The 20,855-nt window shown below is 44.3% G+C and carries 18 protein-coding genes; 5 read left to right on the plus strand and 13 right to left on the minus strand.

The genetic code is table 11. The features are described from left to right. Positions 1 to 14: 14 nt before the first annotated feature. The 5 genes from gtfA to K1I56_RS01640 form a co-directional block, all read right to left on the minus strand. Complete coding sequence (gtfA, locus tag K1I56_RS01620) at positions 15 to 1,457, minus strand: sucrose phosphorylase (RefSeq protein WP_223324812.1); 1,443 nt, start codon at positions 1,455 to 1,457, stop codon at positions 15 to 17. Between the two features lie 297 nt (positions 1,458 to 1,754). Further along, a complete protein-coding gene (locus tag K1I56_RS01625; protein WP_195915616.1) occupies positions 1,755 to 2,588 on the minus strand; it encodes a carbohydrate ABC transporter permease in 834 nt (277 codons plus the stop codon). A gap of 13 nt (positions 2,589 to 2,601) precedes the next feature. Beyond that, on the minus strand, positions 2,602 to 3,468 hold the full coding sequence (locus K1I56_RS01630) for a carbohydrate ABC transporter permease (protein ID WP_021153464.1): 867 nt from the start codon (positions 3,466 to 3,468) through the stop codon (positions 2,602 to 2,604). A 13-nt stretch (positions 3,469 to 3,481) separates the two neighbouring features. After that, positions 3,482 to 4,741 carry an extracellular solute-binding protein gene (locus K1I56_RS01635; protein ID WP_003007827.1) on the minus strand — a complete coding sequence of 420 codons (1,260 nt, stop codon included), beginning with the start codon at positions 4,739 to 4,741 and terminating at the stop codon, positions 3,482 to 3,484. Positions 4,742 to 4,755: 14 nt separating this feature from the next. Then, positions 4,756 to 6,918, minus strand: a complete 2,163-nt coding sequence (locus tag K1I56_RS01640; RefSeq protein ID WP_223324813.1) for an alpha-galactosidase — start codon at positions 6,916 to 6,918, stop codon at positions 4,756 to 4,758. Between the two features lie 161 nt (positions 6,919 to 7,079). Here K1I56_RS01640 and K1I56_RS01645 point away from each other — a divergent pair, with 161 nt between their 5' ends. The 3 genes from K1I56_RS01645 to birA all read left to right on the plus strand — a co-directional run bounded on the left by K1I56_RS01645 (position 7,080) and on the right by birA (position 9,938). Further along, positions 7,080 to 7,913 (plus strand): AraC family transcriptional regulator, encoded by an 834-nt coding sequence (locus K1I56_RS01645; protein WP_223324814.1) that lies wholly within the window; start codon positions 7,080 to 7,082, stop codon positions 7,911 to 7,913. A 67-nt stretch (positions 7,914 to 7,980) separates the two neighbouring features. Further along, a complete protein-coding gene (locus K1I56_RS01650) occupies positions 7,981 to 8,988 on the plus strand; it encodes a LacI family DNA-binding transcriptional regulator (protein WP_223324816.1) in 1,008 nt (335 codons plus the stop codon). Between the two features lie 8 nt (positions 8,989 to 8,996). After that, a complete protein-coding gene (birA, locus tag K1I56_RS01655) occupies positions 8,997 to 9,938 on the plus strand; it encodes a bifunctional biotin--[acetyl-CoA-carboxylase] ligase/biotin operon repressor BirA (RefSeq protein WP_223324818.1) in 942 nt (313 codons plus the stop codon). Positions 9,939 to 10,596: 658 nt separating this feature from the next. Here birA and K1I56_RS01660 read toward each other — a convergent pair. Next, positions 10,597 to 10,800, minus strand: a complete 204-nt coding sequence (locus K1I56_RS01660; RefSeq protein WP_223324819.1) for a hypothetical protein — start codon at positions 10,798 to 10,800, stop codon at positions 10,597 to 10,599. Between the two features lie 98 nt (positions 10,801 to 10,898). Between K1I56_RS01660 and K1I56_RS01665 the strand changes: the two genes are divergently transcribed. After that, a complete protein-coding gene (locus K1I56_RS01665) occupies positions 10,899 to 12,002 on the plus strand; it encodes an ABC transporter permease (protein ID WP_223324827.1) in 1,104 nt (367 codons plus the stop codon). A 1-nt stretch (position 12,003) separates the two neighbouring features. Beyond that, positions 12,004 to 12,693, plus strand: a complete 690-nt coding sequence (locus K1I56_RS01670; protein ID WP_223324829.1) for an ABC transporter ATP-binding protein — start codon at positions 12,004 to 12,006, stop codon at positions 12,691 to 12,693. Between the two features lie 43 nt (positions 12,694 to 12,736). Here K1I56_RS01670 and K1I56_RS01675 read toward each other — a convergent pair whose 3' ends face one another. The 7 genes from K1I56_RS01675 to K1I56_RS01705 form a co-directional block, all read right to left on the minus strand. Further along, entirely contained in the window at positions 12,737 to 14,062 is a 1,326-nt protein-coding gene (locus tag K1I56_RS01675) for a sensor histidine kinase (protein ID WP_223324830.1), read from the minus strand. After that, entirely contained in the window at positions 14,059 to 14,712 is a 654-nt protein-coding gene (locus tag K1I56_RS01680) for a response regulator transcription factor (protein WP_070466194.1), read from the minus strand. Before K1I56_RS01680 ends, K1I56_RS01675 begins: the two co-directional genes overlap by 4 nt. A gap of 72 nt (positions 14,713 to 14,784) precedes the next feature. Then, positions 14,785 to 16,161 (minus strand): ABC transporter permease, encoded by a 1,377-nt coding sequence (locus tag K1I56_RS01685; protein ID WP_223324838.1) that lies wholly within the window; start codon positions 16,159 to 16,161, stop codon positions 14,785 to 14,787. Positions 16,162 to 16,173: 12 nt separating this feature from the next. Next, on the minus strand, positions 16,174 to 16,815 hold the full coding sequence (locus K1I56_RS01690; protein WP_155172136.1) for an ABC transporter ATP-binding protein: 642 nt from the start codon (positions 16,813 to 16,815) through the stop codon (positions 16,174 to 16,176). A gap of 6 nt (positions 16,816 to 16,821) precedes the next feature. Next, positions 16,822 to 18,084 carry an ABC transporter permease gene (locus K1I56_RS01695; RefSeq protein WP_223324840.1) on the minus strand — a complete coding sequence of 421 codons (1,263 nt, stop codon included), beginning with the start codon at positions 18,082 to 18,084 and terminating at the stop codon, positions 16,822 to 16,824. Between the two features lie 460 nt (positions 18,085 to 18,544). Further along, entirely contained in the window at positions 18,545 to 19,183 is a 639-nt protein-coding gene (locus K1I56_RS01700; RefSeq protein WP_223324842.1) for a YesL family protein, read from the minus strand. Positions 19,184 to 19,288: 105 nt separating this feature from the next. Then, positions 19,289 to 20,851, minus strand: coding sequence for a type 2 periplasmic-binding domain-containing protein (locus K1I56_RS01705; RefSeq protein ID WP_223324845.1), 1,563 nt, complete (start codon positions 20,849 to 20,851; stop codon positions 19,289 to 19,291). Between the last annotated feature and the right edge of the window lie 4 nt (positions 20,852 to 20,855).

A 20,855-nucleotide genomic window follows, 5' to 3' on the forward strand; every position in this document is an offset into this window, starting at 1 on the left:
GATTCTTAAAGGTTCTAAAACACCATTTCTTGACCATTTTCTGTCACTTGGTAAGTGCCCTCAGCAAGATCGATTCGGGCTACTGCTGTGACAGTTTGGTCTTTATTTTGGCGCGTGATGACAATGGTATGATCATCTGGTGTTTCCACCTCAATGCTTCCTTCTAGATCAAAAGCTGCAGAGTTGTTCCGGAAACTAAAGAGCTTGAGAAGGGATTGTACGACTGGACGCTCTACTTCTTGTGCGATTTCTTCATTGCTGTAGTAATGACGGTTGATATTGCGGCCTTCTTTGGTGTTTTCTAAGAGTTCCAAATCATTCTTCCCAGCTAGGAATCCAACATAATAAACCTGTGGAATACCTGGTGCAAAGGCTTGAATTAAACGGGCTAGGAAGTACTTACGATCGTCATCTCCAAGCGCTGAATAGTAAGTCGAATTGATTTGGTAGATATCCAAGTTGTTGTATTCTGCTGTGGAATATTTGCGTTTAACATTTGCCCCAACCTTATAAAGCTCATTTGAAGCATAGTCAATCTCTTCATCTGTCAAGATATCCTTGACATCGACCACCCCAATTCCATCATGGGTATCGAGGGTCGTGAACTGCTTCATCGGACTCATCTTCAACCACTTGGCAAGGCGATCCACTTTTGAACTATAGAGGCTATAGAGGGTCACCATTGGAAGCGCGAAGTCATAGACATAATAGTCGTGATCGGCAATTTTAAATTGGATAGAATAGTGCTCATGAATCTCTGGAAGAAGCTCAGCACCGTAGCCTGCCGCCATATCGCGCACCTTATCCAACAAATCCCAAATGTCTGGCTCCACGAAGAAATCATTAGTGTCCAATTTCTTGACTGCATAGGCAAAGGCGTCCAAACGAATGAGGTCACAGCCATTGCTCGCCAGGTGTTCGATGGTCTTGCGAATAAAATCCATGGTCACTTCCTTTGTCACATCTAGGTCAATCTGCTCTTCCCCGAAAGTATTCCAGAGATGCTCAGTCGTCCCATCCGCAAAAGTGATAGCTTGTTTTGGAGCTCGGTCTTTGCGCTTATAAATCAAATCTACATCTGCTTGAGTAGGACGATTCTCCGGCCAGAACTTGTCCCAGTTGAGGAAGAGATCCTTGTAGGCACTTTGGTCGTGCTTTTCTTGGTAGTCCTTGTAGTATTTAGATTGACGGGAAATGTGATTAATCATAAAGTCAAACATAAGATAGTACTTGTCCCCCAAGCGTTTGACATCTTCCCAATCTCCAAAGGCTGGATCCACTTGATCATAGTCTACAGGCGCAAAGCCACGGTCACCAGTTGATGGGAAAAATGGTAAGAGGTGTACTCCACCTACTGCATCTCCAAAATATTTCTCCAGATTTACATAAAGATCCTTAAGGTTGTTTCCTAAGCTATCTGAGTAAGTAATTAACATGGTTTTGTTTTGAATTGGCATAATGGTTTCCTTTTCTTTTTTGAAAGCCAAGTCTTAGGAGACCTGGCTTTCTTGAGTTTTTCTATTTTAGAATTGTTTCCTAGGGTACGATTTAAATCAGCAAGCTGAATCGTTACTTTGTATACGGAATTGAACACGGGACTATTTTCTTAGGAAAAAAGATAAATCTCCTTGTGTGCAAGCACACTACGTCGATTTCCTATATTTCCACAGCCGTTACTACTTCAGTAGTCTACGGATGTGGATGCCCTAGGGTACTACAGAAATTTTCAGCAAGCTGAATCGTCCCTTTGTATCTTATTTTACTGCGCCGTTGCTCATTCCTGCGATGATATGGCGTTGGAAGAAGAGATAGACAATGGTGATACTGATAATACCGACCACGTAAGAGGCAAAGCTTGGTCCGTAGTCGTTGAAATATTGTCCTGCGTAGTTGTATTGGAACAAAGGCAGGGTCCACATTTTTGAATCCCGGTTCAAGACAAGGAGTGGCAACATGAAATCATTCCAGAACCAAAGGGCATTGATGATCATGGTTGTCGCATGCATGGGTTTCATCATTGGAAAGATGATGCGGAAATAGGTTGTAAATTTACCAGCCCCATCGATTTCTGCTGCTTCATCCAAACTTTCTGGAATAGAGATTTTGATATACCCTACATAGAGGAAGAGGGTCTGTGGAATCGCATAGGTCAAGTAGAGCAAGATCAAACCAAAGGTATTAGCCAAACCGAGTTTACTCATCATAACCGTAATCGGAATCATGATAACTTGGAAAGGTACGAAAATCCCAAGAATCAAGAGGGTGTACATGATGGTAAAGGCTTTTCTCTTACTCATATTACGTGCGATGGAGTAGGCTGCCATGGGGATAAAGATCATTACTGCAAGTAAAGACAAGACAGTGATGACGACAGAGTTCCAATAATAGCCTCCGATCCCATCAGCCAAGAGACGGCTAAAGTTGTCCCATGTGAAGTTGGTTGGAAATCCAAAGAAATTGTCTACGATATCCTTGGTTGGTTTGAAGGAACTAAAGAGGGTGGCAAGGAGTGGCACTAAAATCAGAACCGATCCTAGAATCAATAGAATGTATTTGCCAATCAAGGCTTTTCTTTCATCTTGTTTCATCGTGCTTCTCCTCTTAAATTTCAAATTTCTTAGATACTCTCAATTGGATGATCGAAATCACTACAATCAAGAAGAACAAGATTACGGCAATGGCATTGGCATAACCGAATTGGTTATTTTTAAAGGCATAGTTATAAACCAAGAGTCCAAGTGAGGTTGTGGCATTGTTTGGACCACCACCAGTCATGGCAAAGACTTGGTCAAAGGCGGTAAGCCCACCTTTTAGGGCTAGGATAAAGACCATAGAGACACTTGGTAGTAAGTAAGGCAATTCAACATTCCAGAAGACTTGCTTGCTAGTCGCACCATCGATTCTTGCTGCTTCTGTAATTTCAGATGGGATAGATTGCAGACCAGCTAGGAAGATAATGATGGGCATAGCTACTCCTTGCCAAAGAAGGACAAAGACAGCCGCGAATATTGCTCCCCACTTAGTCCCTAAAAGACTGGTTTGGAGAAACTCGATATGAAGGGCATTCCCAATTGCTGGAAGACCGTAGTTGAAGACTTGTTTGAAGATCAACGCCACTGTCAAGCCGGACAAAACTGCTGGGAAGAAAAACCAAGCACGGAAGAAGGTTTGGCCTTTGATCTTAGAGTTCAAGACACGCGCAATGAAGATCCCAAGGGCAATCTCACCAACTACCATAGCAATCGTGATGATTGCAGTAAAGCCAATAGCATTCATGAATTTTGGATCCATAAAGAGGAGCTTAAAGTTGTTCAAGCCGACAAACTTGTAGTTATAGGTCAAACCTGTCCAGTTGGTAAAACTGTAAAAGGCTCCTTGGAACATTGGCACATAGAAGAAAATTGCTTGTAATAAGAGGGGAATGACCACAAAAGCCCATGCCCAATATTTTTGTAATACTTTTTTCATTGTCTCTCTACTCCTAATCCACATCCGCTTTCATCGGGTTAAAGAAGGCATTCAAATCATTGACCATTCCTTGTTTATCACCTGTCAAGACATAGTTCATCGTCAAGGTATGGAAGTCTGCTTCACTGGTCCAGTATTGTTGCAACCACACCAAGTGACGATCCGTAAAGGCATATTTGGTCATCCCAGCAAGCGGTGAATCCTCTCCTGCTTGTTTGACCCCTTCGATCGCTGTTGGAGATCCGTCCACATCATAGTACTTTTGCATGACTTCTGGACGGGTCATGTATTCCACAAAGGCATTGGCTTCTTTTGGATGTTTGGTAGTAGCTGAGATAGACCATGCTAAGTCTCCCGCACCAACGGTTAAGCTTTGTCCTTTTTCTTTCCCTGGAATCATGAAGGTCCCAATCTTAAATTTCGGTTTTTGTTCATTGATCGCGGTGATAGCCCAAGAACCATTTGGTGTCATGAGGACATCTCCACGCGCGAAGGCTCCGATAACGTCTGTATAGCCAGCACCTTCCCAATTCTTTTGCTTAGATCCTTTAATGCGAAGGATATCCATGACCTTGATGTCATCCTTCATAATCGGATCAGACAATTTAATGGAATTTGGCTGAGAATAACGAAGGTATTGGTTGGCTTCTTTTCCTCCACCTGCTGCTGTCGCAAAGGCCAATTGATTGTAACCATTGAGTGTCCAAGCTTCTGCTCCTGCAATCCCAAATGGAGTTTGTCCTTTGGCAACGATGTCTTTTACCAACTGTTCAAATTCGTCCCAAGTTTCAGGAACCTTCAAACCCAACTCTTCGAATTTATCTTTGTTGTAGTAGATTCCGTAAGCATTGGCTGTGAAAGGAACGTTGTAGACTTTTCCGTTCACGGCATATTTTTCAGCGTAGCCGTTTTTCACGCGTTTCAGATAGTCTTTATTGCTTAAATCTTCGAAGACACCCGCTTTCGCCCATTCTTGCAGTTCGATAGACTGTGGGTAAATATTGACCACATCTGGTACATCACCTGCGAGGACACGGGTCTTCAACACCTCACCAGCGTTTGGTACATTGACAACTTTGACCTTGACCTTTGGATTTTCCTTTTCAAAATCACGCGCGATTTCTTCCAAGGTTTTGGTCATTTCTTTTTTCTGGTTGAAATACTCGATGGTCACTGTGCCATCCGCAGATTTACCATCGTTGGAGCAAGCGCCAAGCCCAAACAAGGCTAAGCCTGTAGTCGCAAGAAGTCCGATTTTTTTATACCATTTCATTTGGCTGTCTCCTTTTATTTTTTGACAAAAACATATTGTTTGCTGAGGAAATCTCCCTGAGGAAGAACGACGGTTAAGCCAGCATACATGAGCTCAGCTCCTGAATATACTTGATCCGTCCCTTCTAAGCGATAGAGCGCATCTTCTTCCAACCCCTTGAGTTTCAGGGTCGGCTCGATCTCTTCAACCGTTGATAAGATTCGTACATAGGTTACAACCGTGCGGTCTTGATAAGTGAACTGGACGGCTGCTTGATTGCTACCCTGTCTTGGATTGATCAAGCGGTAGTGTTTTCCGAATTGAACAAGTGGTCGAATCGTTTTGTAATGAGCAACTTGAGCTGCGATCCGATCCAACTCTTCTTGAGGAAGACTGGTTAGATCCAATTCATAGCCCAGATTTCCCATCATGGCTACATGACCTCGCGTCTCAAGTGGTGTGATCCGTCCCATCTGGTGATTTGGCACTGCTGATACGTGAGCTCCCATAGAAATGGTAGGATAGAGGTAGCTAGAACCATACTGGATCGGAAGTCTGGCAATGGCATCCGTATTGTCACTCGCCCATATCTGCGGGAAGTAACGCATCATACCAAGGTCGTTGCGGCCACCACCTCCGGAGCAGGACTCAAAGAGGATGTTCTCGTACTTCTCTGTTAAGTAAGAAACCACTTCATAGAGACCTAAGATATACGCATGGGATTGCATCTTGGTTTCAAGGTATGTTTGCCCATTCCCAAGCTTAGTGATATTGCGGTTCATGTCCCATTTGATATAGTCGATCTCATGATTTCCAAGTAAGTCATCCAAGACCTGCTTAATATAAGCCACTACTTCTTTATTGGAGAAATCAAGTACTAGTTGATTCCGTGAATAGGTGTGTTCATAGCCTGGGACTTGAATAGCCCAGTCCGGATGAGTCCGGTAGAGGTCGCTATCAACAGAAATCATTTCTGGCTCCACCCAAAGGCCAAATTGAAGTCCCTTGTCATGGATGCCTTGGATCAGTTCTGCTAGGCTTCCTCCTAATTTTTCTTCATTGACAGTCCAGTCACCAAGAGCCCGATTATCATCATAGCGATTGCCAAACCAGCCATCATCCAGAACGAAAAGCTCGATTCCCACTTTTTGAGCCTCATCTGCCAGCTCCAATAATTTTTCTTTCTTGAAATCAAAGTAGGTGGCTTCCCAGTTGTTGATAAGAATCGGGCGTTCTTTGTGGGCAAAGGGGCTAGGAATAATATGGTTTTGGACAAATGCTTGACTTTCTTGACTGAGACCGGTCAATCCCTCATGTGAGTAGCTGATCATTGCCACTGGCGTATCAAAACTCTGATTGGATTCCAATTCCCAAGCGAAGTTTTCAGGATTGATCCCCAGTCCAACCCGAACTTCATTGAGTTGATTTTTCTGAACAAATCCTTCAAAATTCCCACTGTAGAGCAGTTGGAAGGCAAGGGCAGAACCGGCATCTTCCGTCACTTCATGATCGGCAAGGATAAGGGCTGGAGTCTGGGCGTGTCCAGAAGCACCACGATTGGAGCTGATGGAGAAGATTCCTTGCTCCACTTGCTGACGGCGAACTGTTTTTTCTCTCGCATAGGCTCCTTGCAGAGTGATGATATCGTAATCACCTGCTGGGATATCTGCCAACACACTGTGAGCCTTGTGGATCACAACCTTTTCATCACTACAGTTTTCAATCTTTGAGAAGCTGGTAATGGTTGCCCGATCCTCGTAGGCGGTGTAGTAGAGGTTCAACCGCAGGGCTGCTTGATCATCTTCAAAGACCAGTGCCAAAGTTTCAGCCTGATCTACTGAGTGAGGGTTCGGAAGACCGGTCGCCTCGACACTACCAGAGTAGATATTGGCTCCGACATAAAGAAAATCCGTCACCTCTGTAACGCCGTGCCGGATCTGAATAGACGGCTTTCGAAAATCTCCTAGTCCGTGCTGGCCCAAGACCTGTCGCTGGGTATCTAGACTAAAGGTTCGATTGTCAGGTGTTGGATTTCCAGCGAAAGCATGGTCCTTCTCATGCACGGTATTGGAAAAATGATAGGACGGAATCGGACGTCCCAAATGCTTGAGCATCAGGTAGCCATCTCGATTTTCAAGGATGAGGCTCAGTCCCTTACTTTCTACATAGAACAAATTTTGTTCGATACGAATTGCCATATCTTCCTCCATTGGACCCTAAAAATATCACTATGTGTTTTTATATTTAGTTCCAATATTTTTCTTTTTTTCACATGTCTTTATTTTACCTGTTGTAAACGCTTTCGAAAATAGAATTTTGTTGGGCTTATATGGTAAAATGTTAGGTAGGAGGTTTACCTATGTTAGTCTTTTCAGAATACCAAACTGACACGATTGATCTAGCCCTTGATTTTTACGGCTACGAAGATTGCCCCAAGAATTATGAATTTGGTCCTAGCGTTCGAGACAATTTTGTACTGCATTTTGTTACCAAGGGAAAGGGAGTCTTTCACTTTGAAAAAAAAGAAATCCACCTAGAAGCTGGGGATCTCTTTCTTCTTCCAAAAAATAAGGTGACCTACTACCAGGCAGACTCAGAAGAGCCTTGGTCCTACTACTGGATTGGCATCAGTGGCACCAAGGTAAGTGATTTCATGCGCTTTTCAACCCTACAAGAAAAAGGCTTTTTAAAGAAAACAGAGGTGGACACAGAGCGGATCGGGCTGTTTATGGAGCAACTCGTCCACAAGGCAGAGGCTTCAAAGATGACTTCGCATTACCAACTCCACCTTCTCTCTCAGATCTATGAACTGCTATTTCTTATCAGTGAAGTGGCTCCCGATATCCATCGGAGCCATCCATCTCCAACCTATCAACTCTATCTGACCTGCAAGCATGTGATTGAGACGTATTACGCTAAAGAACATCTCAGTATTCAAGAGATCGCCGATGACCTCAATGTCCATCGGTCTTACCTGACAACTGTTTTTAAGGAGTTTCACCAGATCTCTCCCAAAGAATTCCTGCACTCGGTCCGCATGCAACGTGCCCAGCAGTTACTAACCAACACAGATGAAAGCATCAAGATTGTTGCCTACTCCGTTGGCTTTTCAGACCCCCTTTATTTTTCAAAGGCTTTTAAGTCCTATAGCCAACAAACCCCTAGCCAATATCGAAGGAAACATAAAATTTAGTAAAAATTTATTTCTTTTTACTAGTATTTAGAGTATACTGGAAGTAGAAATCAATAAAGGATGAACCATGGCAACGATTAAAGACATTGCAGAAAAAGCAGGCGTTTCTCAGGCAACGGTCTCTCGCGTCCTCAACCAGGATGCGACCTTATCGGTTGGTGAAGACACGCGCAGTCGGATTCTTCGCATCGCTGAGGACCTGCATTACCAAAAGAAAAGCCGCAAAACTGCAGCTCAACCAGTCCAAGACTCTCATAAAATCGTCATCTTTGAATGGTACACGCGCGAAGAAGAATTAGATGACCTCTACTACTATGCCATTCGGATGGGCTTGGAAAAACAAGCCCAGGAATTAGGCTATGAGATCTTTCGTATCTTCAACAAGGACGATTGGTCCTTGATTCAGGAGGTAGACGGCATTATCGCTCTTGGGAAATTCAGTCCCAAGACCATTCAAGATCTGGAAAGCTACGGCAAGCCCTTGATCTTTGTCGATAGCAATACCCTCTATCTGGGGCATTCCTGTGTGACGACCGATCTAGAAGATTCTGTCATCACCGCTCTCGAGTATTTCCTTGATCATGGCCACAAGGAGCTCGGGCTCTTGGTTGGGCAGGAAGAGACGGCAGATGCGACACCACTACAGATGGATCCCCGTCAACGAACCTTTCAACAGTATCTCACGGAAAAAGGACTTTATGAGGAGCGCTTTGTCTCTGTTGGTCAATTCTCGACTGAGTCGGGCTATCAGATGATGGAGCAACTGATTCAAGCATTGGGCGATGACTTGCCAACTGCCTTTTTCATGGCTAGTGATGCCTTAGCTGTTGGAGCCCTGCGGTCTCTTCAGGAGCACCAAATCGCAGTTCCTGATCGCGTCAGTCTCATTTCCTTCAATGATACATCGATTGCTAAGTATGTTTTTCCCGCTCTCTCTACAGTAACCGTCTACACAGAAGAAATGGGCAAGCAAGCTATTCAGATGTTGCGGCAGACCTTTCAAGGGGCTCAACCAAGTGTTCCCTATATGGTCAAATTAGCTACCAAACTAACTATTCGAGATAGCAGTCGTTAGGAGGTCTTATGAAAACACACGAAATCCTCTTTCAAACCCTTTCTCAGGCAGATGATTATGTCAACGGGGAGCAACTGGCGAAAGAACTAGGTGTTTCCCGCACCTCTATCTGGAAGGCCATCCAACGTCTAGAAAAAGATGGGGTCGTCATCGAATCCCTAAAAAAGAAGGGCTACAAATTGGTCTCAGGCGATATTCTGCTTCCTGAAGTGATCGCAAAAAATACCCAATTGACCGTTTCCTTAAACGAACAATGTAGCTCCACCCAATTGGACGCCAAATTAGGCATAGAAACCCATCAAGAAGGCAAGGCGCTCTACCTAGCTAATTCGCAATCCGCTGGAAAGGGCCGCTTTGGTCGTGACTACTACTGCCCCGATCAAGGGGGCATCTACATGTCCCTTCATCTCAAGCCACAACTGCCCCCTGCGGAGCTCCCCCCTTATACCTTGATGGTCGCTGGAGCCATCTACAAGGCTATTAAAAACCTGACCCTGATCGATATCGATATCAAGTGGGTCAATGATATTTACTACCGCCATAAAAAAATTGGGGGAATCCTTACCGAAGCTATCACGTCCATCGAGACTGGTCTCGTCACGGATGTCATTATCGGAGTCGGTCTTAATTTGGCTGTCTCTACTTTTCCAGATGAGCTAGAAAGCAAGGCTGGTTCCTTATTTGATGGCCCTTGTCCCATCACCCGCAATGACCTCATCAGCGAGATTTGGAGGGAATTTCTTCATACGGATATCGATGAACTGGTCTACCTCTACAAAGAGCGCTCCCTGGTCTTAGGACGAACCGTTACCTTTGAGCAGAACCAGCAGACCTATCAGGGCCTTGCCAAAGACATTTCCGATACTGGCCAACTCTTGGTCCAGTTAGAAAATCAAGAAGAAATCTGGCTCAATAGTGGCGAAATTTCCCTCAAGCAGTGGGATCTATAAAACAGAGCTCACAACTCAAAAAAGAGTCTGGGACAAAACGCTGTCTCAGACTCTTTTGTGTGAAGATATATCAAAACTTTTTAAACCAATTCTTGATATACTCTAAGCATATATCCAGTAAGAATTTGATAAATAATAATACAATTCCAATCTTCACAAACATGTAATATTTAAATGTGTCATCAAATTCATGCACACGGATCGGAAAGGTGAAGATATTAGATGGATTGATAAGAAAATAAAGTGAGATACAAATGGATAAAACCAACGCCACTATAAAAATTTTTTTATGTAATTGCATTTTCTACCTTTTCCTTTCTTGTTTTACAACATTAAATACCAATCACCAATTTTATATAGCCTGATTAATTCTTTTATTCCCCTTTCTATCAGGCTATTTTAATAGTTTTTATACCTTCATCATATACCAATTTCAAAATAATTCAAGTCTGTTTTTCTAATCATTTTTATGATATAATAATAAAGTTTGGATATTAAACAAAAAACTCAGTAACTATTCCAACAAACTCTATAAAATTAACTTTTTAGATAGCGCCATGATATATTTAAGCTACTAAACAGTTCACTTCAGTATGTTTTTTGCCCTACTTTTAAATCATGATATTGAAAATACCTAAAAGCGCCTTCCGAAATTCAATTAAATTTCAACACTTTTAATTACTCTCAATATGAAAGTCCTTTCCAAATCCATGCAGGAGGCATCTAAATCAACAGGAAAATCCTTAAAATCAAGGCTTTTTTTCTTGTCTATAGCAGATTTATTTTTGTATTCATTAACAATTAATAATTGAGAATCAAATTGAACACAGTAAACAAATCCGATTCCTTCATACTCTACCAAACACCATCCCCCTATTATCCCCCCACTTATGGTATGATGGTAGAGTATGTATAGGTGCCAAGCTACTTGGGCACCTCCGTGCTATAAGGAGAACCAATATGAAAATCGCATGGAATGAAATTAAATACCAACCCAAGAAGTTTATCCTGATTGAACTCCTCATTACCATCCTCATGTTTATGGTGGTGTTCTTATCCGGCCTGACAAATGGACTGGGCCGTTCAGTATCCGCCCAAATCGAGAACTATGGGTCGCTGCACTACATCCTTTCGACGGATTCAGAAGGGATTATCCCTTTTTCAACTATTACGGCGAAAGATTTAGATGAGATTAACAAGATAGAAGGGATGGACTATTCTGGCTTGTCGATCCAGCGGGCAACCGTCTCAAAATCAGAGGATTCCAACACCCTGGATATCACCTATTTCGCGACCGATCATAACGAAAAAGAGATCCTCAATCCAATCATGGAAGATACTGACATCAAGATCTCCGACTTAAAGAAAAACGAGATCATTCTGGACCATTCTTTCAAAGAGGATGAGGGAATCCAAATCGGCGATCAAGTGATCGACAAAACCTCTAAGCAAAAGCTCAAGGTCGTGGCCTTTGCGAAAAATGCCAAATATGGCTATAGTGAGATTGGCTTTATCAGCTCGGAGACCTACACAGGCATGCGGCAAAAAACAGATCCAAGCTATCAATGGCAAGCCCAAACCCTTGTGACCAAGAAGAGCATCACTTCTAACGATCTAACCAGCAACTTGATGGTAGCAGATAAGAAGCAAGTGATCGATAAAATCCCTGGCTACAAGGCTCAAAACCTGACGCTACGGATGATCACGTGGGTGCTACTACTCGCTTCTTCTGCTATCCTTGGGGTCTTCTTCTACATCCTGACCTTGCAAAAGTTGAAACAGTTCGGCGTCCTAAAGGCCATTGGCATGTCCATGAGCCAGATCACCTATGTCCAACTATCCCAGCTCACCATCATCTCCCTTATCGGAGTACTGCTGGGTCTTGGCTTGGCAACTATGATGGCGCCATTTTTACCCAATAGCGTCCCTTCATTTATGACCCTGAAAGACAACCTCACCATCTCGGTTAGCTTTATCCTGACCTCTATTTTGTGTGGTGCCTTGTCCCTTGTCAAAATCAAAAAAGTAGATCCAATCGAAGTCATTGGTGGAAATGGAGAATAAGATGGCCATTATTGCATTAGAAAATATCAGAAAATCCTACGCCGATGGCAGCCAGATGCACCATGTCCTCAACCAGCTTAATTTAAGCGTCGAACCCAACGAATTTGTCGCCATCTTGGGCCCTTCAGGATCTGGTAAATCCACCCTCTTAGCTATCGCTGGCTTGCTTTTATCAGCGGACGAGGGGCGGATTTCTATCGCTGGCCAAGACTTGACCGGCCTCAACCAAGGACAGTGGACGCAAAAACGGTTGGAATTGCTCGGCTTTATCTTTCAAGATCACCAGCTCCTCTCCTATATAAAAATCGGTGACCAGTTAGAACTGGTGGCCAAATTGAAGGGGGAAAAGGACAAGAAAAAACGCCAAGAAGAAGTCAAAGCTTTGTTGGCAGATCTTGGCATCGAAGCTTGTTACCACCAATATCCGAATCAGATGTCCGGTGGACAAAAGCAACGGGCAGCCATTGCTCGAGCCTTCATCGGAAATCCGCAGGTCATTTTAGCCGACGAACCAACGGCTAGCCTAGACCCAGATCGAGGGCAAGAAATCGCCCAATTGATCCGAAAAGAAGTCAAATCCAAAAACAAGAGCGCCATCATGGTGACCCATGACCGCTCTATCCTGACCTATGTGGATACCATTTATGAATTAAAACACGGCCAATTGCTAAAGGTAGAAAAGGTTGATTAAATACAAACTAGCGAACAAGCATTTCTCTTGTTCGCTAGTTTTTTTATTCTTGAGGATCTTTGGGCAGTTCCATACGGAAGCGTAAGCCCATAGCTGTTTTATCAAATTGATAGGCCAGTTCTTCATGGTCTAGCAAGTGTTGGACCACAAAGAGCCCCAGGCCGCCTTCCTTCTTCTGGCGACTAGCGGTCATTGACAGCTCAGCGGTCTCTACCATTTCCTGGCTGGTATTTTCAACCGCCAAGTGCGTCCCCTCCTCTTCGAGGCGGAGCTGGATCTTTCCACCTGCATCCGAATGCTTAACAGCATTACTGATGACATTTGAGAGGACCAATTTCAGAATCGCTGGGTCCATATAGACGGCTTTGTCAGGGATCTGATCATCAATCGTGAGAGCGCGGGATTGAGCCAAGACCTTGTACTGGTCGAGGATCTGCTCTACGACCTGATCCAACTGGATCCACTCCTTGTCTCCGGCCAATTCTTGGACAGAGGAGAGAGACAGGATTTCTAGGACGATCTGGTTCATCTCATCGACGATATCGAGGGAGACCGACAGATAGCGGTCCCGGTCCTTGTAGCGGCCGATCTTATCCCGCATATTTTCTAGGATAATCTTCAAGCTGGCTAGAGGCGTCTTGAGCTCATGCGAGGCACCTCGCAGGAATTCGACCTTCATCTGCTCCAACTTCAGATTTTCTTGTTTTTGCTGCTCTAGATTGTCGATCACTTCTAGGAGATGGTGATAGAGGTCGTTGATCTGTTGCTTGAGGACGCCGATCTCATCCTGCGAATGAATGGGAAGACTAGCTGTCCGATCCAAGCGCTTCATCCGCTTGGTCATCTGCTTGATCTCCAGGATCGGAGCAGAAATCATGCGGGCATAGAGATAGGAGGCAATCAATGACAGGACAAAAGAAGCCAGGAGACTATAGGGAAGAAAGCCCAAACTGATGTCCCGCGCTTCCTTTTGGGAATCGACAGTTGCTAAGAATTGCAAGGTCAAGTCCTTCCCCTCTTTGGTCTGAATTTTTCGCTCTTCAATAACCAGAGAATTATTCTGGCTGTCAGGGTTCAGAAGCAAGTCATCCTTGACCTCTAGGGCATTTTGTTTTTCCTTGCCCTTGATTGAGACCTTGATATCATTGGTTTTGGAATAAAGGTCGATGACCGACTCAATAGTTCCTTCTTCCTGGCCTTGGAAACTCTTGGCCAGTGCTTGCGATTTCTTCAAAATCGTCTGGCGCTGGGACTCGATATAGGTCGACGGGAAAATAAAGTAAACCGAAGCATGTAGAAGGATGACTAAGCCACTAAAAAGGGCAAAGGTGATCAGAAAGATCTTTGCAAAGATACTTCGTTTGGTCATGGTCTCTCCAATTTATAGCCGACATTGCGTACCGTTACGATACAGTCCAGCTCTAGTTTTTTTCGTAGTTCCTTGATATAGACATCGATCACCCGATCAAAAGGAATCTCCTCCGTCTCCTTCCAGACGGCATCGAGGATCTGAGAGCGAGTCCGGGCCTTGCCCTCATGCTGGAGCAAGTATTCCAAGATTTCCAACTCCTTGGCATTCATGGAGATGGCTTGCCCAGCTAGACTGGCTGTGTAGCTCTCAAAATCCACCCGTGCCTCTCCATAGGTGAAGATCCGGGAAGGCTGAAGCTTTTTAAAAATAGCTTCGATACGGACCTTCAAGAGGGACAAGGAAAAGGGTTTTTCCAGGTAGCCATCTGCCAACTCTCCAAAGGCTGTCAACTTATAGTCCTCATCATGGAAGGCCGTCAGCATGAGGACAGGGACCGAGCTGGTCTTCCGGATGGTCTTGAGCACTTCCAAGCCATTGAGGATAGGGAGCTGGATATCCAGCAAGACCAGATCTGGCGCCTCTCTGTGAAAGAGGTCCAGGGCCTCCTGCCCATCACCAGCTTCAAAGACCTCATAGCCACATTCCATGAGATAGTCGCTCATCCCTTCACGAATCAGGACTTCATCTTCTACGATTAGTATCTTCATACACTTTCCTTTTATCTAAGAAACTTCTTCTACCTCCTATTATACCCTATTTCTATTTTAGGAAACAATCTCTTATTCGACATCCACCAAGAGATCCTTTGGTTTCTTATGCAAGAGCCATTGAGAAGAAAGGATGGATACCAGAATCAAGAGGAGGCCGCCAACCAAAACAATCACCAACAATTGGTCCGGTTGGATGTCCATATGGAGGTCTGTCAGGGGCTTACTGAAGCTTTCTGCCTCAGCCCCACCACCAAGGTTGGCTGCAGAGGATTCTTGAGCCATTTGTTTGGCAATGCCACTGGTTACGTTCTTGAGTACCGTATCTCCGACTGTTTTGGCAAGAAGTCCTGCAACTCCATAGGAGAGGAGGAAGGCGGGGATGGAAATCATGACCAATTCTGCCACGAATTGCCCTGCAATCTGCACCTTGGAGAGTCCCAGAGCTAGCAAGATACCCACTTCTCTGCGACGGGCATTGAGCCACAAGACGAGGAGAAGGGTGAGAAGCAAGCTAGCAAAGATGAGGCTACCGATAAACAAGTAGTCCGCCACTTGGAACATGCTGCTGATGGATTTTTGCAAGGCTGGGTAGTTGGAAGAGCTCTTAACCAGGTCATAGAGGTTCCAGTCAATATCGAGTGCTTTGATTTTTTCGATCAATTGATCCAGATCCTGATCCCCTTTGGCAAAGAAGGTAGCGTCCTCATAGGTAGCTGTTTGAACAGTATTGCCATAGAGTTTGGCAGCTGTATCCAAGTCAGAAATGAGGGTATCTTCATATAACTCTTGGGCGTAAGTTAGAGGAGCTTGGTTCTTCCCTGAGAACAAGCCTTTAATGGTCACTTCGACGGTTTCATTGGCCCCTTTTTCATTGTCAGCATCGTAGAGATTGGACTTGAGACGCACCTTATCGCCCACCTTAAGACCATTCTTTTTCGCCAAATCTTCGTGCATGAGGATTTGGTTTTTGTCCTTATCCGTCAGGTGCTCCCCTTGGACCAGCTTGTAGGCTCCAGAGACAAACTTATCTTCTTTAGAAGAGTCATTGACCCCCGTCACCATCAAGGTATTCTTGAAGTGTTTAGCCCGCTCTGGAGATTGGTTTTGTAAGGTTTCTTCGGTCTCAATAATCTCGTGGTCTAGGATATCCGCGATAGCATTGATCCGCTTGATGGAGGAGGTGATCCCCTCTACCTGGCTGATTTTTTCGATATCTTCTCCTCTGAGATTCCCAGCTCCCCGAGGGGTTCCTGGATTGGTCCGGCGGTTGATCTGCATGGAGAAGCTATTGGTGATGGATCCCAAGCTTTCCGATGAAGCTTTTTGGGTTGCACCCTTCATCGAGAGTCCGATCAAGCTCAAGGTCCCCATGAGGAGAATGATGGCAAAGAGCAAGAGAGACTTGGGCCATTTACGTGTGATATAAGCAAAAGCATTTCGCAACATAGCATTCCCTCCTTACTTGCTCTTCTCAACGAGGCTACGGCGACTCAATTCCAAGACCACATCGGAGGCCTCTGCCACTTCCTTACTGTGGGTGACGACGATGACACATTTTTGGCGTTCCTTGGCCAACTTCTTCAAAATGGCAATGATGTCACCCGCTGTCTGTTCATCTAAGTTTCCTGTCGGCTCATCTGCCAAGATGACTGGTGCTTCTGAAACGAGCGCACGCGCAATAGCCACCCGTTGCTGTTGCCCTCCAGACAATTGAAGAACATTGCGTTTGATTTGCGTTTCATCCAATCCCAATTCCAAGAGAATGTCTTTTCCAGCTTGTTTGTTGACCAGGCGGACATTTTCAAGTGGTGTCAAATAATCAATCAGATTATAATTCTGAAAGACCAGGGAAACATGATGCTTGCGATGGTAGCTAGACCCTTTGGTCTGAATGTCCTCCCCATCAAAGAGAACCTGCCCCTTCTTGGGATTGTCCAGACCAGCTAGGAGGGAGAGGAGGGTTGATTTCCCTGCTCCAGACTGACCAATAATACTGTAAAAGGTCCCATTTTCGAACTGATAGTTCACGTCTGAGAAGATCTCTTCTTGGTAACTTTGATAGCTATAGGCTACATGTTTGAGTTCTAACATAGGTGTCATTTCTCCTTAACACATTTTTGTTAATATTTCTTTTGGGCTCTTGCGCCAGATCATGCTGGTGGTTGCACCGAGCGACAATAGTATCAAGCACAAGAGGCTAGCATAGGCGATTCCTAAGGAAAGGCCTTGAGGGATTTGGTTGAGCAAGTCTAGGGTCTGCTGTTGACCTGTCTGTCCGACAAACTGCTCTAAGAAACGATGGCTGACCAGCCGTCCGATGAGAAAGGCTGGGATCACCGCTAGTAAGGATACCAGCACCACCTCCAAGAGGAACTGTCCAAAGATCCGGCTCTTGCTCTTCCCAATGGATAAGAGCACCCCGATTTCATGGATCCGCTCCCGTGTCCAAAGACTTAGTAAGAGCGATAGGGCACCGGCTCCCGTCACTAGGAGGACGATCATCATGATCCGTACCAGGCCTTCTAAGGTCTGAGAGGATTCCTTCATCTGGTCAAAGGCCTTGCGATCTTCGACCACGCGCAGCGATTGCCAATCCAGATCCAAGCTTTTAACTTGCTTCAAGAGGGCATCGATTTTCTCAGGATCTTTGACGCCAAAGGTGACCTGGGTCACTTCTTGCTGACTGAGACCTAGGAGCTTGGTCGCATCCTCATAAGGGAGGTAGACTTGATTTTCACTCAGATCAGAGGTCATTCCTGTAAATTTTTCCTGTTTCTTACCTGAAAAGATTCCAACGATTTCAAAGGTTTGCTCTTTTGCAGGAGTCTCTCCCATCTGAAAGCTGGATAAGGTCAAGGAATCTCCAACCTTTAGCTTATTCTTCTTAGCCAACTCTTGGTGGATCAAGATCTGGCCGCGAGCTTTGTCGGATAAGTGCTTGCCTTGCACCAGTTGGAAACTGCCACTGCGGAAATCCAGGTGCTGGTCTGTCTTCTGGGTAAAGACAGCACCTAGCGCTTGCTTGGCTTCCTGCCCCAGATCATCCCGCTCTACCGACTGCTGTCCCGTCACCGCTTCTTTCCCAAGAATACGAACGGGACTTTCATATTGAGGAACCATGGATCCTACCCCAGCTAGTTGCTGCACTTTTTTAGCCTCCTTTAGAGCAAAGGGAGCATTCCCCTGTTTACTGGTCAGGGCAAAGCTGGTCCCAGCCGACTGCTTGATATGGTCCTCCAGTCTTCCTCCTACTTGCATCAGTGAAAAACAGAAATACAAGCAAGAGAGGATCAAGAGGAGAATCAGAAAGAGGACCAGATTCCTCGTTCTTTTTCGAGAAATATAGGCGATTGCCTGTTGTAAGAGCATGATCTTACCCTCCATTTCAAGGTCCACAGCAATGCATTGTGGACGCTTTCATCATTTGTTGCTTTCATTATAGAGGAGAAATGTGAAATGTTTATGAAATAGAAAAAAGTTTCCTAGATTTTCTAGGAAACTTCAGATTGAGAAAAAGTCACCAGAGAAACTTTCCTTAGGTGAGGACGGACGTCAGCGAACTTCTTCGAAGTTCCATGACTTAGTTTTGGACCTAAAGTTCCAAAACTCCCGAGTACTAGAAACAATTATGTTTCTAGCACTTTTCTCACAGCAGAAAGTTTCAGCATATGTTTGAATAAGGTTAAAAACCTATATCATTTATTCTTTTCAGCATCACTTAGTTTTTTAGCAAAAAAGTTGTGCTTCTTTCTATAGTTTCCTAGAAATCTAGAAAACTTTATTCTATTTAAATAATATTCTGTATAACATACGTCCTACTTGCTTGACCTTATTTTTCAAAGACTCCTCCTTCTTGGATCTTTGAAAAGATCTGATCGGTCAGTCGAACATTCAAGAAGCTCCAAAGAGCAAAACCTCCAAAGGTAAAGAGATAAATAGCTGTCAGTAACCGTTCAGGACTACTGAGACTGATATAAATCACTGCCAGATTGAAAAAGACAAGAAAGATGGTTTGAATAGGATTTAAGAGAGCAATGAGGAAACTATTCAGACAGACCTTTCTTGTAGGGTCTTCAAAGAGGCCGATATAAGGGAAGATCAGGGTCATCCCTCCACATAGAAGGACGATAAAAGGAAGCAAGATCCAAATCCCATACTCACTTAAGAAGGCCGTATTTGAAAAAAGACAGTAATCCAGATAAAGTAGCACTGATAAGCCTAGACAAGTCAACCAAATCACCGTCGCTTGCTTGAAATTAGCACGAAAGAGACGGAAAAAATGAAAGACGAGATCCGTATCTTCCCCTTTCAACAAGCGGTGCCACATGGTTGCTAAAGCGGTAAGCGATGCACCGATCGTGAAAATCGGAAGGCAACAAACGATAAACAAGGTGTTCAAGATAATGATGTCTGTCAACCGGGTCAAGGTCTTGACCAAGCGTCCATCCAATGAAAATAATTTTTGCATCTTCTTCTCCTTGTTCTTCATCTCTATTTTCTTCCACTTCCTCCAAGGAAGCACTCAGGGGCTCAACGCCCCTGAGTTACTTACTTGAATCCATTTAGACCACTGTTACTTCACTTCTTTTTGGTAACGATCATAGGCATCCTGTTGAATCTTCATAAAGTCATCAATGCCCATCTTCTTCAAGGTTGCTTTGTAATCATCCCATTCTTTTTCGATGCCCCCTTCTACTACCCATTTAGAAGCTTGTTGGGTAACATAAGAGTTGATATCTACATAAATAGAGGATAATTTGTTTAATTCTTCTTGAGAGTAGATGACATTTGGATATGCTGGCAAAGCGTATTGTTTCAATTCTTTGTCCATCTTCAATTTGAGGCCATCACCCTGTGTTTGGTCGATGTCGACATGACTATTGATATCATCTGACACATATTTTGGTCCAAAGTCACGAAGGGAATTGATCCAAGCCCATTCATCGGCAGATTTACCATCTTTTGGAGCCAAGACCTTGTACTTGGCACCATCTTTTTCAGTCGCAATACCAAAGGAGCCATAGAAGTTTTGGATGCTAGCATCATCCGTGTAGAATTTATCCAACCATTTGAGCAATTTTGCAGGGTCCTTGCACTTATTCGTGATCAGGATTTCATTGCGTCCATAGTTCAAATGATCTGGGTCAGAAATGACATATTGTTTGCCATCTGGGCCTTTCAATGCTGGAAGAGGAGCATATTCGCTGGCATGTTGGCCAAAGGTTGCATCTGCTGTCCAACCACTTGATACACCGACACGCGCCACTCCCTTGTCCATCCGTTTGGCAACAGACATGGAGGTATCTTCTGTAAAGAGTTCAGGGTCGATCAAGCCTTTCTTGTAGGCTTCATGCATCGCCGCTATCCCTTGTTTATAACTTTCTTCCGTCCGGAGGTAGACCGGTTTGCCATCTTTGACGGACATTTCATAGGTATTATCTCCACCCAGACGGTTGTTGAATGGCAAGATATAAGAGAAGGTCGGATCAAAGTTCCCAGAGCCAAATGGAATTTCATCATTGACATCGCCATTGCCATTGGCATCCTTGTCCTTGAAGGCTTGTAAGACATTCACCAAGTCGTCATAGGTTTCTGGCATCTTCAAGCCAAGATTGTCCAACCATTTCTTATTAATAAAGAGCTGGTTGCCGACAATTGGCCGCATTGGCAATTTCTTAGGCAGACTGTAAATATGACCATCAGGGTTGGTCACCATAGCTTTTAATTTTGGTTCTTTTTCAAAGGCCTTGTTCAAGTTTGGCATATTATCCTTGATCAAGTCTTCCAATGGAATGAACATATTTTGGTTCTGAGCGATTTCAGAATCCGTGAAGGTATTGGATCCCAAGAAAGCGTCTGGTAAATCTCCACTGGCAACAAGAACAGATTTCTTATCCGACCAGTCTGCAGCCACCATGGTATCCCATTTGATCTTGATACCTGATTCCTTGGCTGAATCATCTAGAAAACCTTTGTGATAGTCTTCCCCCCAATCCGACCAACGAACGGTCGTGATCTTGAAGGTATTTCCATCATTCTTGTCATTGCTTGATTTATTTGTGGAAGCTCCACAAGCCGTCAAGCCAGCTAAAGCAGCTGCTCCAAGGAGCAGATAGGCAAATTTCCTGTTTTTCATGATC

Origin of the sequence: Streptococcus parasanguinis, from assembly GCF_019929185.1 — a bacterium.
Lineage (GTDB): Bacteria > Bacillota > Bacilli > Lactobacillales > Streptococcaceae > Streptococcus > Streptococcus parasanguinis_O.

Excerpts from the sequence above, each read along its gene's own strand:
- gtfA (WP_223324812.1), bottom strand. The coding sequence starts at position 1,457 with ATGCCAATTCAAAACAAAACCATGTTAATTACTTACTCAGATAGCTTA.
- K1I56_RS01625 (WP_195915616.1), bottom strand. The coding sequence starts at position 2,588 with ATGAAACAAGATGAAAGAAAAGCCTTGATTGGCAAATACATTCTATTG.
- K1I56_RS01630 (WP_021153464.1), bottom strand. The coding sequence starts at position 3,468 with ATGAAAAAAGTATTACAAAAATATTGGGCATGGGCTTTTGTGGTCATT.
- K1I56_RS01635 (WP_003007827.1), bottom strand. The coding sequence starts at position 4,741 with ATGAAATGGTATAAAAAAATCGGACTTCTTGCGACTACAGGCTTAGCC.
- K1I56_RS01640 (WP_223324813.1), bottom strand. The coding sequence starts at position 6,918 with ATGGCAATTCGTATCGAACAAAATTTGTTCTATGTAGAAAGTAAGGGA.
- K1I56_RS01645 (WP_223324814.1), top strand. The coding sequence starts at position 7,080 with ATGTTAGTCTTTTCAGAATACCAAACTGACACGATTGATCTAGCCCTT.
- K1I56_RS01650 (WP_223324816.1), top strand. The coding sequence starts at position 7,981 with ATGGCAACGATTAAAGACATTGCAGAAAAAGCAGGCGTTTCTCAGGCA.
- birA (WP_223324818.1), top strand. The coding sequence starts at position 8,997 with ATGAAAACACACGAAATCCTCTTTCAAACCCTTTCTCAGGCAGATGAT.
- K1I56_RS01665 (WP_223324827.1), top strand. The coding sequence starts at position 10,899 with ATGAAAATCGCATGGAATGAAATTAAATACCAACCCAAGAAGTTTATC.
- K1I56_RS01670 (WP_223324829.1), top strand. The coding sequence starts at position 12,004 with ATGGCCATTATTGCATTAGAAAATATCAGAAAATCCTACGCCGATGGC.
- K1I56_RS01675 (WP_223324830.1), bottom strand. The coding sequence starts at position 14,062 with ATGACCAAACGAAGTATCTTTGCAAAGATCTTTCTGATCACCTTTGCC.
- K1I56_RS01680 (WP_070466194.1), bottom strand. The coding sequence starts at position 14,712 with ATGAAGATACTAATCGTAGAAGATGAAGTCCTGATTCGTGAAGGGATG.
- K1I56_RS01685 (WP_223324838.1), bottom strand. The coding sequence starts at position 16,161 with ATGTTGCGAAATGCTTTTGCTTATATCACACGTAAATGGCCCAAGTCT.
- K1I56_RS01690 (WP_155172136.1), bottom strand. The coding sequence starts at position 16,815 with ATGACACCTATGTTAGAACTCAAACATGTAGCCTATAGCTATCAAAGT.
- K1I56_RS01695 (WP_223324840.1), bottom strand. The coding sequence starts at position 18,084 with ATGCTCTTACAACAGGCAATCGCCTATATTTCTCGAAAAAGAACGAGG.
- K1I56_RS01700 (WP_223324842.1), bottom strand. The coding sequence starts at position 19,183 with ATGCAAAAATTATTTTCATTGGATGGACGCTTGGTCAAGACCTTGACC.
- K1I56_RS01705 (WP_223324845.1), bottom strand. The coding sequence starts at position 20,851 with ATGAAAAACAGGAAATTTGCCTATCTGCTCCTTGGAGCAGCTGCTTTA.